At 61.0% G+C, this 12,398-nt stretch carries 7 protein-coding genes and 4 pseudogenes; 2 read left to right on the forward strand and 9 right to left on the reverse strand.

Annotated features, from left to right (window positions below):
• Positions 1-397 (reverse strand): annotated as a pseudogene (locus I8N66_RS29285) (molybdate ABC transporter permease subunit); the annotation flags it as partial.
• 83 nt (positions 398-480) lie between these two features.
• Positions 481-1,467, reverse strand: a complete 987-nt coding sequence (gene cysP, locus I8N66_RS29290) for a thiosulfate ABC transporter substrate-binding protein CysP (RefSeq protein ID WP_291161548.1) — start codon at positions 1,465-1,467, stop codon at positions 481-483.
• A gap of 125 nt (positions 1,468-1,592) precedes the next feature.
• Here cysP and I8N66_RS29295 point away from each other — a divergent pair.
• A pseudogene (locus tag I8N66_RS29295) lies at positions 1,593-1,778 on the forward strand (aldehyde dehydrogenase family protein); the annotation flags it as partial.
• 198 nt (positions 1,779-1,976) lie between these two features.
• Here I8N66_RS29295 and I8N66_RS29300 read toward each other — a convergent pair.
• The 3 genes and pseudogenes from I8N66_RS29300 to I8N66_RS29310 all read right to left on the reverse strand — a co-directional run bounded on the left by I8N66_RS29300 (position 1,977) and on the right by I8N66_RS29310 (position 6,279).
• Complete coding sequence (locus tag I8N66_RS29300) at positions 1,977-2,903, reverse strand: dihydrodipicolinate synthase family protein (protein WP_291161552.1); 927 nt, start codon at positions 2,901-2,903, stop codon at positions 1,977-1,979.
• Between the two features lie 238 nt (positions 2,904-3,141).
• Positions 3,142-5,234 (reverse strand): annotated as a pseudogene (locus I8N66_RS29305) (carboxy terminal-processing peptidase).
• A 163-nt stretch (positions 5,235-5,397) separates the two neighbouring features.
• Positions 5,398-6,279, reverse strand: a complete 882-nt coding sequence (locus tag I8N66_RS29310; RefSeq protein ID WP_291161558.1) for a hypothetical protein — start codon at positions 6,277-6,279, stop codon at positions 5,398-5,400.
• 412 nt (positions 6,280-6,691) lie between these two features.
• Here I8N66_RS29310 and I8N66_RS29315 point away from each other — a divergent pair, with 412 nt between their 5' ends.
• Positions 6,692-8,824 (forward strand): NAD(P)-binding protein, encoded by a 2,133-nt coding sequence (locus I8N66_RS29315; RefSeq protein ID WP_291161561.1) that lies wholly within the window; start codon positions 6,692-6,694, stop codon positions 8,822-8,824.
• A gap of 281 nt (positions 8,825-9,105) precedes the next feature.
• On the opposite strand, the gene I8N66_RS29320 is transcribed toward I8N66_RS29315, so the two are convergent.
• From I8N66_RS29320 to I8N66_RS29335, 4 genes and pseudogenes are all read right to left on the reverse strand, one after another.
• Complete coding sequence (locus tag I8N66_RS29320) at positions 9,106-10,032, reverse strand: nucleoside hydrolase (protein ID WP_291161564.1); 927 nt, start codon at positions 10,030-10,032, stop codon at positions 9,106-9,108.
• Positions 10,033-11,007, reverse strand: coding sequence for an ABC transporter permease (locus I8N66_RS29325; RefSeq protein ID WP_291161567.1), 975 nt, complete (start codon positions 11,005-11,007; stop codon positions 10,033-10,035). It abuts the gene before it with no gap.
• A 3-nt stretch (positions 11,008-11,010) separates the two neighbouring features.
• Positions 11,011-12,060 (reverse strand): ABC transporter permease, encoded by a 1,050-nt coding sequence (locus I8N66_RS29330; protein ID WP_113538190.1) that lies wholly within the window; start codon positions 12,058-12,060, stop codon positions 11,011-11,013.
• A 54-nt stretch (positions 12,061-12,114) separates the two neighbouring features.
• Positions 12,115-12,398: pseudogene (locus I8N66_RS29335) on the reverse strand (heme ABC transporter ATP-binding protein); the annotation flags it as partial.

Below are 12,398 nucleotides of genomic sequence, written 5' to 3' on the forward strand. Positions count from 1 at the left end.
CAACCTTGATACCGAAATCGCCGAGGATAGAGCCGAACAGGCCGTTCGTGGTGAAAAGCGCCGTCAGCGAAATGCCGGCGACGGCCGTCGGCAGCGCAAACGGCAGATCGACCATGGCGTCGACGATGCGCCTCCCCGGAAAGCGGTAGCGCACCAGAACCCAGGCGAGCGCGAGGCCGAAAAAGAGATTGAAGAAGGTCGCGGCAAGTGCGGCAAGCACCGTGACGCGATAGCTTGCAAGCGCACGCGACGACGAGACGATCTGCCAATAGTCAATAGGACCAAGGCTTGCTGCCTTGAAAACGAGGGCTGCCAGCGGCAGGACGACGATCAAGCTCACATAGAGCAGCGTCACCCCCAGCGACAGGCGCAATCCGGGCAGGACATTGCGTCTCAAGCGGTCATTTCCTTGTCATGTCATGGTGAAACCCGGCAAACGGTTCGTCTGCCGGGCTGGCTGAGTTCGGCAGCGGCTAGCGCTTAACGGCTGCCGTAGAGCTTGTCCAAAACCCCGCCGGAAGCGAAGTGCTCGCTCTGGATCTTGCTCCAACCGCCAAAGACGTCGTCGACGTTGACGAGGCGGATCGCCGGAAACTGATCCTTGAACTCGCCGGCTACCTTCTCGTTGCGGACGCGGTGGCCGAACTCGGCGGCGATACGCTGGCCTTCCTCGGTATAGAGGAAATCGAGATAGGTCTTGGCAAGCGCTTCCGTGCCGTGCTTCTCGGCAACCTTGTCGACGACGGCGACCGGGAATTCGGCAAGCAGACTCACCGACGGGATGACGCTCTCGACCTTGTCGGCGCCGTACTGCTTGACGATGCTGCGCGTTTCAGCCTCGAAGGTGATCAGGACATCGCCGGTTTCGCGTTCGACGAAGGTCGTCGTGGAAGCGCGGCCACCCGTATCAAAGACCGGAACATTGTCGAAGATCTTGGTGATGTAGGCCTCGATCTTCGCTTCATCGCCCTCATAGGCCTCCTTGGCCCAGGCGTAAGCGGCGAGATAGGTGTAGCGGGCGTTACCCGATGTCTTCGGGTTGGGGAAGACCGCGTGAACATCGTCGCGCGCGAGATCGCTCCAGTCCTTGATGTTCTTCGGGTTGCCGGTGCGCACCAGGAAGGACGGGAAGGAATAGAACGGCGAGGCATTGTTCGGGAAGGCCTTCGCCCAGTCCTTGGCGACGAAACCATTCTTGGCCAGGAATTCGATGTCCGTGGTCTGATTGAAGGTCACGACGTCGGCTTCGAGGCCTTCCAGGATCGAGCGCGCCTGCTTCGAGGTGCCGGCATGCGATTGGTCGATTGTCACGCCCGGATGCTGCTTGATGAACGCCTCGTTCTCAGCAACGAAAAGCTCGCGCGAAACGTCGTACGACGCGTTGAGGAGTTTCGTGGGCTCCTCAGCCAGCGCGGGAGTGACGAAGTGCGCGGCAATGGCGGCGCCAAGAATGAGGAGGCGTTTCATGCAATTCTCCGGTGTTGTTTTCCCTGAGAACCTACCGGCGGGCGTATAGCAGCGCGAGGGACCGAGCACTTTGGTTGTGCAACGCCTTAGAAATTCCGTCTCGTTTTCACCACAATTTGCGGAGTTTTTTGCCTCCGGGCAGGCAGGAGGTCGCCAACCTTGCCTTCGGCGGCGAGCTTCTGAAGCGCCATACGCCCGGTTTCGACCTGCAGCCGGCGCTGTTTACCGAGGCGACGAACGCCATACGCACCAGCGGCGAAGAGATCGCCGGCCCAGTTGCATCCGTCATTCGCGCTCGCGACTACCACGATACTACCCACTGGATCGCAGCAGTAACGATCACACCGATACGCTAAAGCTGAGCTTTTCGAACGAGTTTTCTGGCCTTGCATCGTCGAACCACGTTCTGCACTTCGACTATCGCCAAAGCCAAAGTACCAATCTCGTGCGCTTCGGCCCCGGACGAGGCTCTTGGTCAGCTGAGGACGGGGTTACAGATCTTGAGTTGACTAAAGCACAGCACGCTTGTCGCGTCTTCCGACACGGGCAAGGAGGTAATCCACTTCTGCCCGCGCTGCCGGAGTAAGCATCTGAGCTGGCTTGCGTTGCGCATCGGTGGCGATGACGCCGCGACGCTTCAGAACGTGCTTGCGAATGGCAAGGCCGATTCCAAGCTGTTGCTCGTAACGGATCAACGGCAGGTGCGCGTCGAAGAGATCGTGCGCCTCATCCCTCTTCCCGGCTGCAAACAGCCCCATCAGTTCGGTCAGCATGTCCGGAAAGCCATAGCCGGTCATGGCTCCGTCGGCACCTCGCTCCGGCTCAAAATCGAGGAACAGGCCGCCATTGCCGCAGAGGATGGAGAATTCGCGAAGTTCTCCCGCCTTCTGCATGGCGCGCAACTTCGATATTTTCTCAAGGCCAGGCCAGTCCTCGTGCTTCAGCATAAGGCAGGACGGATGGTTGGTGATGATCCTGGCGATGACGCTGGGCGTCATAACGACCGTGAGGGTCAACGGATAATCCTGCAGCACCCACGGCACCTCGTCGCCGACGGCTTCCACAGCGCCTGCGAAATAGTTGACGATCTGATCATCCGTGCGTAGCGCCGGCGGCGGAGCGATCATCACGCCGGCAGCACCCATCTCCATCGAGCCACGCGCCAGCGAGCGCATGCTGGCAAAACCTGGAGCGGAGACCCCGACGATCACCGGAATCGTCGACCGGGAGACCACCCGCTTGACGATGGCCCGGCTTTCGTCCGGTTCGAGCTTCGGGGCCTCACCCATGATCCCGAGGATCGTGACGCCGGTGCAGCCGCTCTCCTGATAGAAGTCCGTCAGCTTGTCGATCGAATTGAAGTCGATCGAACCGTCCTCAAGGAACGGCGTGGTTGCGATGGCGTAGACGCCCTTGGATTGCGTGCTGAACGTCATATCTGGCTGTCCCTCCAGGCCTCATACCGGGCCTTCATTCCGTGGATGCGCGATACCGAAGGGTCTTGGCGAGCGGCACGATGATATGGTGCAATCGCACTGCAGCACCGCCTTCCGTCGCGGGTCTCTCCCCTGTCGGATGGCAGGAGCCGTTCAGTTGCGCCGCCGCCGAATGCGACAAGGTGCGGCTTGGCCGGTGCGGCCCCCGGCGAGCCGCCAGACGAACCTGTTTCAGCCGCTATTTTGCAGCCGCCTCTAGCACGCCTTCCTGCAAACCGCCTCATCGGCAAGAATGGCGGCGGCCTCGTTCAGCAAGACGTCTTTTGCGTTCTTGCGGGCATTCTCGATGGCAATGTCCGCACTCAGGCTACGCTCGTTTGCATTGAGACCGTCATCGCTGTCAGCATCGTCTCCATCGCCCGCCTGTGCACGAGCCTTCCGTCGATTTTCTCGGGCGGTCAATTCCTTGCGACGTTCGGCTTCATTGAGCGAGACCTCCCCTTTCTCGCGCTGTGCCTTCACCTCCGCAATGTCTTTCAGCAGGCGTTGGAAGTCGGGATCGCTCTCAACCCGCGTGTCATGGCGGCTTTGCAGTTTCGGCAGCAACGTCGCAACAGCGTCGGCGTGGGCATACTTCGCGGGCTTGATCTGCGCCCAAGGCAGGGCATTGTCAAAGCTGGTCTCACCAAAGCTTGTCGGGTCAGAAAGTCCCGGCAGGCTGATATCGGGCGTCACGCCACGCAGCTGCGTCGTACCGCCATCGACCCTGAAAAACTGGGCAATGGTCACTTTCAGTTCACCGAATTCAGGTTTGCTGTTGCGAACCACCTCGTCGAGATTGACGACGGTTTGTACGGTGCCCTTACCGAAGCTGGGTTCGCCGATGATCACGCCTCGGCCGTAATCCTGGATTGCCGCTGCAAAGATTTCCGAAGCCGACGCCGAGCCGCGATTGATCAGCACACCCACCGGGCCCTTCCAGACAGGCGCTCGAAAATCAGCGCTTCTGACTTCGACCTTACCGTCGCTATCGCGCTGCTGGACGACAGGACCTTTGCCGATGAACAGGCCGGTCAAATCAATCGCCTCGTCCAGTGAACCGCCGCCGTTGTTGCGCACATCGATGAGAACGCTTTCGACTTTTTCCCGCTTGAGCTCGTCGAGAAGCTTGCGGACATCGCGGCTCGCGCTTCTAAAATCCTTGTCGCCTTTGCGCCGGGCTTCAAAATCCTCGTAGAAGGCCGGCAGCGTAATCACACCGATCTTGCGCGTGGCGCCGCCCACTTTCACGTTGAGAACAGTCTTCTGGGCGGCCTGCTTTTCAAGGCTGATTTTGTCTCGCACCAGCGTGACGACGCGGTGGGTGGCATCTGCTCCGGCATCTGCCGGCAAAATGTCCAGGCGCACGACAGAGCCCTTTTTCCCGCGTATCAGCTGCACGACTTCATCGAGCCGCGTGCCGACCACTTCCTTGATCGCTCCATCCTTGCCCTGACCAACACCTGTAATGCGGTCTCCGACCGAGAGCTTGCCCGACAGCTGCGCCGGGCCACCCGGTACGAGTTCACGGATCGTCGTGTAGTCGTCCCGTTCCTGCAGCACGGCACCGATCCCGACCAGCGAAAGCTTCATGGCGATGTTGAAATCGGCCGAAGCAGCCGCGCCGAAGTAGTCCGTGTGCGGATCGACAGACGTGGTGTAGGCGTTCATGAACGACTGGAAAACGTCATCGCTCTTGTATTTGTAAGCGCGATCGAGCGCGTTCGTGTAGCGCTTGGCGAGCGTTTCGCGAATGGCCGCATCGGTCTTGCCGCCCAGCTTCAACCGCAGCCAGTCGCTCTTTACGCGTTTGCGCCAGAGGTCATTGCTTTCGGCTTCCGATTGCGGCCACGGTGCGTTCTCACGCAGTACAGAATAGCTTTCCTGCGTGCGGAATTCGAAGTCCTGCTTGAGCAAGTCGCGCGCGTAGCTCATGCGGTCGACAACGCGTGTCCCGTAGACGTTGAAGATCTCAAACGGGATCGTCAGATCCTTCTGTCGGATGGCGTCGTCGATCTCGCTGCGTTCGGACATGAACTTGTCGATATCGGCCTGCAGGAAGAGCACACGGTCCGGATCCAGCGATTTGATGAACCGATCCATGATCTTGGCCGACAAGGCATCGTCGAGCGCGACCGGCTTATAGCTGAAGCGCGTCAGAAACTGTGCACTCAACTGCGCAGCTTGTGCCTGCTGCTTCAGCGGTTCCAGGACTGGCGGTGGAGCGACTTCAGCATATGCGGACTGCACGATTGCAAGAAATGCACCAAGGAAGACGTATGATATGCGCATTCAGCTTTGATCCATTTCCTATTGCCGAGTGTCGATGCCAATCTAGGTGAAGCAATTACGGTTTTTTGGCAACCGCGTCGATCATGCGTGCCAATTGGTACGCCTCTTTGGCTCCAGAGCGGATGGCGTAACCCTGTGGGAGGCGAAGGACCAGCGAACGCCACTATCGGCAGTCGTCCCCCTTACCTTGCGCGACCAGTTCACCTTTGCGAAGCCTCAAGCAATCGATCGTGCTGCCTGCATTGAGAATGTGGACACGATATGGCGTCGACATGATACTGATCATCATTCCTCCAATGGGCCGATTGCACAGGTGCGCCGAACCGGTCCATATGCAGTTCATCTCTTCGGCACTTTCGAAAATGGTGTAGCCATTGGCCTGAAGCGCGCGCTGAACGTTTTGCCGCACGTTTAGTGAAACAGAGTTTTCCGTCGACTTGTTCGTTCCGCTCTCTTCGTCTGAGGAAGCCCTTGCCTCCGCCTGCTCCCGTTGCTGCTCCTTGAGAATTGCGATCTCTGCCTTTGCCCGCTCTGCCGCAGCTTCTGCCGCCACCGCTCGCCGCTCTGCCTGCTCTGCCCTCGCGGCTTCGCTTTCAGCACGGGCAACCGCCTCTCGCTGCGCGTTCGCTGCGGCCTCAAGTTCGTTGGCGCGGCTTGTCTCAATTCCATTGAATATCGTCTCGGCCGCGCTCGTTTGCACTAAGCACTCTTCGACAAGCGCCGACACTCGGGACCGAGCCTGCATCGGATTGTCCAAGAGATCTGCCGCAAAGTCGCGCTTCGCCGCCTGGGGATCATCCCCCACAGGTTCCGTCGGGCCAACCCTGCTGCGCATGAATTCGAGCGCACCACTCACAACTTCCTGTGCGTGGGCAAATCCAACCACATAGCTCTCATAGCTGCTGCCTGATTCCAGCCGGGCAGCGCAAGATTCAAGCTTGGCGACGATCTCCGCCTCTGCCGTTGAAGCCGATACCGTTTTGGGAAGGAGAAAGGCAGCCACGGCAAGTATTGCGACGCAGACGCGAGTACCACTGGTCGTCAATTCAAGTCACCCTTGTGGTTCCACACCGATATCGGAAAACCATAGTGTGTGAGGATAAGGATCTACAATCAAAATCGGAGCCTGGAGCCAAACACAAACGCGTGGATGCGGACGACCTGCTTCTGGCGCCCCAACCTGCATCCTGTTTCCGTCATCGCCCATCCGCACCTCACTTCCAGATTATATCGAGATCGGAGAGGACTGGGCCTCAGCCCAGTCATGGCGCGGCGGACCCCGGGGTATCGTGCGGGATCATGACGAAGCAAAATGACATCAAAACAATTTGCCATGCAGCAATTTATACAATTGTATAGCAATGGTCTTGCGAGGCGAACGCGCCCGGTTATGCTGGGCGCATCAAGCCCGGGCGGCCCGCGCCGCCTCAAACAGAATTCTATTAATGGTAGTGACGATGTCCCGAGACCCTCGCTTTGACATTCTCTTCGAACCCGTCAAGATCGGCCCTGTAACGGCGCGCAACCGCTTTTACCAGGTGCCGCACTGTTCCGGCATGGGCTACCGTTATCCGAACGCAGAGGCCCATCTGCGCGGCATGAAGGCGGAGGGTGGCTGGGCGGTGGTCTCGACCCAGGAGGCGGAGATCCATCCGACCTCGGACCTGACACCGGCCAACGAAGCGCGCCTTTGGGACGAGGGCGATCTGCCCGCACTCTCCGCCGTCACTGAGCGTATCCATCACCACGGGAGCCTGGCGGCCATCCAGCTTGTGCATAATGGCCTGCATGTCGCCAACCGCTTCAGCCGGATGATCCCGCTTGCCCCATCGCACGCCATCAGCGACAGCCTCGACCCTGTCCAGGCGCGTGCCATGGACAAGACGGATATCGCCGACATGCGCCGCTGGTATCGCAACGCCGCCTTGCGCGCTAAGAAAGCCGGTTTCGACATCATCTATGTCTATGCCGGCCACGACATGAGCGTGCTGCAGCACTTCCTGTCACGCCGCCACAATGACCGCAGCGACGAGTATGGCGGCTCCTTCGAAAATCGACTGCGGCTTTTCCGGGAAATCATGGAGGATACCCGCGAGGCGATCGGTGATACCTGCGCGCTCGCCGTGCGCCTCGCAGTCGACGAGTTGATGGGGCCTTCCGGCATTACCAGCGAAGGAGAAGGCAAGGACATCGTCTCGGCCCTCGCCGAATTGCCCGACCTCTGGGACGTCAACCTTTCCGACTGGTCCAACGACAGCCAGACGGCCCGCTTCTCCGAGGAAGGCTATCAGGAGCCCTATATCCGCTTCGTCAAATCCGTCACGACAAAGCCCGTGGTCGGCGTCGGGCGCTATACCTCGCCGGACAGCATGGTGCGGGCAATCCGCCAGGGTATCCTCGACTTCATCGGTGCCGCCCGGCCTTCGATCGCCGATCCGTACCTGCCGAAGAAAATCGAGGAAGGTCGCGTCGACGACATCCGCGAATGTATCGGCTGCAACATTTGCACGTCCGGCGACAATACCAACGTGCCGATGCGCTGCACGCAGAACCCGACCATCGGCGAGGAGTGGCGCAAGGGCTGGCACCCGGAAATTATTGCGTCGTCGCCGGCGCCCGAGCCGGCACTCATCATCGGCGGCGGCCCGGCGGGCCTGGAAGCAGCGCGTGCTCTTGCCCAGCGCGGCGTCGACGTCGCGCTCGCGGAAGCCGGTGGTGAATGGGGCGGTCGGGTCGCGCGCGAATGCCGATTGCCCGGGCTTGCGACCTGGGGCCGGGTGCGCGACTGGCGCGTCGGCCAGCTGAGCACGCAGGTGAATGCCCAACTCTATCTGCACAGCCCGCTGAGCGCCGACGACGTTCTGCAATACGGCATGCCTCATGTCGCCATTGCCACCGGTGCGCGCTGGCGATGCGACGGCGTCGGCCGCACACACCGGCAGCCGCTCGACTTCCTCTCCGAGGGCGCCCTTGTTTCGCCCGACGCCCTTCTTGCCAACGGCGCCGCGGCCGTTTCCGTTGACGGACCGGTCGTCGTCTTCGATGACGATTGTTTCTATATCGGCAGCGTGCTCGCCGAGTTGCTGGCCAGGACCGGCAGGGCCGTGACCTTTGTGACGCCCGAATCCCAGGTTTCACCGTGGAGCAAGAACACGCTGGAACAGGGGCGGGTACAAAGGCGGCTCATCGAGCTCGGCGTCGAGATCATCCCCGCGATGGCGCTTGCGGGCCGCACGAAGGACCGGCTCGAACTCTCATGCGTCTATAGCGGAAAGACGCGGCAAATCGCCTGCGGCACACTCGTCCCGGTCTCGGCGCGGCTACCCGATGAAACACTCTGGCTTGACCTCAAGGCGCGGGAAGCGGAATGGGCTGATGCCGGCATCAAGACCGTTACCCGCCTGGGCGACTGTCTGGCGCCCGGCCTGATCGCTGCCGCCGTCTATTCGGGCCACCAATATGCCCGAACCTATCAGGAGCAAGGCGATCGGGACCGCGCCCCCTTCCTGCGCGAAGACATTGCAATGCTTTACGGCACGTCGGCGCGATTGGAACCGGCTTCAGTCCGGCAAGAAAAGGCGACCGTCTGAACGCAATGCCAGGGCGGTGCGCCGACAACGGGTGCCAGAGCGCGGCGCGCCCGATCGTACGCGTGCGGTGCATTTGCGCTTGAGAAGTCTTGCTGTGTGCAGCTGAGCCCTGTGAGGAACGCAGCACCTTGGAGCGCCCTCCTGCCCGGCCGCGTCGGCGTCCGGGCGATATCGTTCTTTGGCGGCAGCGGTCGACCTTGAGATCGACGCCACCGGCGAGCCATGGCGGGTATTGCCGAAGCCGGGCGACCACAAGCGAACTCGTCATCGCCCGTGCAAAGCTAGGCAGCTTGCAGTTCCACCCGTGCATAACGCTCTTCGAGGAGGGCAAACAGCCGGTCGTGATCAACCTCCGTCATGACTAGGCAGTTCGGTGCGCGACCGGCGAGTTCCCGCTTGGTGACGCTGACGACACTCTGTCCGATTGCCAGGGGAGAGCTGCAGTCCACCTCGACGAAACCTTCGACGCCAGAGAAGATCTCGGGCTCTATGAGATAGGCGATGACGCAGGGATCGTGCAGGCAAGGATCGCCTGCGCCGTAGGCGTTTAGCATGTCGGATATGGTGCCGCTGATCTTCCCCAGGCGCTTCAGCCGTTCCGTCCGTTCCTTCGTGATAATCGCCTTGTGGGTGACGTCGAGACCGAACATGACCATGGGAATGCCGGACGCGACAACCGCCTGCGCGGCGTGCGGGTCAAAGTAGAAGTTGAACTCCGCCCGTTCTTTTATGTTACCCGGGCAGAAGGCCGCGCCGCCCATGAAGACAATGCGCCTGATCAGCGGCGCAATGCCCGGATCGATTGAAAGAGCCACAGCGATGTTGGTCATGGGGCCGAGCACCGCAAGCGTCACCTCGCCAGGCGCGGACCGCACCTGATCGATGATGAACTGGACGGCGGTGCGTTCTGCCGGCGCCGACTTGGGCTTTGGCAGGCCGATGTCCCCCAACCCGTCATTGCCGTGCACGGTGACGCCAGCGCGGTCGGGATAGAGCAGCGGCCGGCCGCAGCCCTGGAAAACGCGGATATCCGTTCGGTTGGCCAACTCGCAGATCAGCCGGGCATTGGCCTCCGTCTTCTCCAGGGGGATATTGCCGGCGACCGCAGTGATGCCGAGTATCTCGACTTCGCTCGACCCGAAAGCGAGCATGATAGCCGCGGCATCGTCAACGCCAGGATCGCAATCAATGATAATACGTTCAGTCATTCAACGCTCTTTCGTGTAAGGTATGCCGCCCGCTTTGGGGGGGATGGCGCGGCCCATGAAGCCGGCCAGCAGAACCACTGTGAGGACATAGGGGAGAGACTGTACGATCTGCGTCGAGAGCGCCGACCCCAGTCCGAAATCGAACGCCTGAAAGCGGATCGAAAAGGCTTCCAGGAAGCCGAAAAGAAGGCAGGCAAACAGGACGGGCACCGGGCGCCATTTGGCGAAGATCAGCGCCGCCAGCGCCATGTAGCCCTTGCCCGCGGACATTTCCCGGACGAAGCCTGCCGACTGGGCGACGGACAGATAGGCCCCGGCAATGCCGCACAGGATCGCGCCACAGAGCAACGCCCGATAACGAAGCCAATCCACGGATATGCCGGCGGTATCAACCGCAGCGGGATTTTCACCGACGGCGCGCAGGCGCAGGCCGAACCGCGTCTGGTGGAACACCCACCATGTGACAGGCACGGCCGCGAAGGCGACATAGACGAGGATATTGTAGCCGGAAATCAGGTCGGCATAGATCGGACCGATGACAGGAACCGACCGCATCTCCTCGGCGAAGGGAAGCACCACCGTCGGGAAACGCGCCTCGGGCTGAAGCTGTGGAGTCCTGCCGCCGAGCGCGAACCAGCCGACCGCCAGGAGAACCGTCAGGCCCGATGAAATGAAGTTGATCGCCACCCCGGAGATGATCTGGTTTCCCTGGTGCGTCACGGAGGCAAAGCCGTGAATGAGGCTCAGGAGAACGGCAACGAGGATCGCGAAGAACAACCCGACCCAGGCTGAATCGAACTGATAGGCGGCGGCGGCAGCAGCAAAGGCGGCAAACAGCATCTTGCCTTCAAGGCCGATGTCCCACACCCCAGAACGTTCGGAGTAGAGGCCTGCCAGTCCGCACAGGATCAACGGTACCGACAGGCGGAGCGTCGAACTGAGCAGAAGAATGGTCGTGGACATGAACTCTTGCATTGCTCAGGCCTCCGGTTTCGAGAAGCGCAGGAGATCGGCCAGCGAATAGACCGACTTCCGGAACATCAGGCTCAGCGCGCCGGCAAAGAGAATGACCAGTCCCTGGATGAGCATGATCAGCTCCCTCGTGACGTTCGGCATCCAGAAGGAGATTTCCGCACCGCCCTGATAGAGGACCCCGAAGAGGACCGACGCGATGGCGATCCCGACCGGATGGCCGCGCCCCATGAGGGCGACGGCAACCCCGACCAGGCCGATGCCGGCCGGGAAATCAAGCTGCAGCTTGCCCAGGTCGCCCATCAGGATGTTGATGCCAGCAAGCCCCGCGAGAGCGCCCGATATCAGCATGCAGACGATGGTGATCTTGACGTAACTGATGCCAGCGTTCCGGGCCGCGGCCGGATTGGCACCCGTCGCCCTGATTTCGAAACCGAGCTTCGTCTTCCAGATCAGGACCCAGACGAAGACCGCGGCCGCGATGGCAATGAACAGGCTGACATTGAGCGGTGCGGTTCCGATGTTGACCGGCAGGATTTCCCCGAGCTTCGGCACGAGACCGCCGCTGTCGAAGAGGCGCGTCTGCGGCGCCATGCTGCCCGGTTCCTTGATCAGATTGACCAGCACGTAGATCATGATCGACGAAGCGATGAAATTGAACATGATCGTCGTGATGACGAGGTGGCTGCCGCGCTTGGCCTGGAGATAGGCCGGGATGAAGGCCCATGCCGCGCCAAACAGCATTCCCGCCGCCGCCGCCGGAACGAGCGTCACGTACCATGGGACGATGCGGTCAAGCGACAGGCAGACGAGCGCGATACCGAGACCACCGAGATAGGCCTGTCCCTCGGCTCCGATCGTGAAGAGGCCGGCATGGGACGCCACCGCAACCGCAAGCCCCGTGAACAGGAAGCTGGTGGCGAAGTAGAGCGTGAAGCCGATCCCCTCACCCGATCCCAGCGATCCGCTGATCAGATAGCCCACCGCTTCCAGCGGGTTCTGACCGACGAAGAGCACCACAAGTCCTGAAATCAGGAGCGCAACGGCGACATTCATGAGTGGCAGGACCGCGAAATCGACGATCCGCCTTACATTGAGAAAGCTGGCCACTTAGCCTCTCCCTTGATCTTCTTGCGTAATGCCAGCCATGAGCAGGCCCAGTTCGCGCTCCGAGGCGTCCGGACTTGCCTCCCCGACGATCGCGCCATCGAACATGACGAGAATGCGGTCGGAGAGCGCCCTGATCTCGTCGAGTTCCACCGACACGAGAAGGATCGCCTTGTTCTGGTCGCGCAGTTCGATCAGCCTTCGATGGATGAATTCGATGGCGCCGATATCGACCCCGCGCGTCGGCTGGCCGACCAGCAGCATTGCGGGGTCGTGCTCGATCTCGC

Source organism: Ensifer sp. SSB1, from assembly GCF_016652895.1.
GTDB lineage: Bacteria > Pseudomonadota > Alphaproteobacteria > Rhizobiales > Rhizobiaceae > Ensifer.